The organism is Neobacillus drentensis, from assembly GCF_036966985.1.
Taxonomy (GTDB): Bacteria; Bacillota; Bacilli; order Bacillales; family Cytobacillaceae; genus Neobacillus; species Neobacillus drentensis_E.
This window is the reverse complement of the sequence record NZ_JBALSN010000609.1, coordinates 1-252: the sequence shown is the minus strand read 5'-3', so window position 1 is coordinate 252 and position 252 is coordinate 1. Positions and strand designations below refer to the sequence as shown.

1 pseudogene is annotated in these 252 nt (G+C 41.7%); it reads right to left on the bottom strand.

The features are described 5' to 3' along the window. Nucleotides 1-252, bottom strand: a pseudogene (locus V7659_RS28950) (lipoyl synthase); the annotation flags it as partial.

The following is a 252-nucleotide window of genomic DNA, read 5'->3' as shown; positions in this document are numbered from 1 at the left end:
ATTGTGATTTAAAATATCTGGCCTTGCATCCATTAATGTTTTTAAGCTTTCATATTCACCCTTCATGTCAGAAGGAAGAACTTCAATGCTGCAAAATGGATTTCGGCGTCTTACGGCTCTAATAGTTTCTGCAAATACCCCCGCACCGCCATCTTTTAAGTCATCACGAGCAACAGCAGTAATCACGACATGCTTAAGACCCATTTTTTCCACTGAATCTGCAACACGCTCGGGTTCTTCCCAATCCAATTC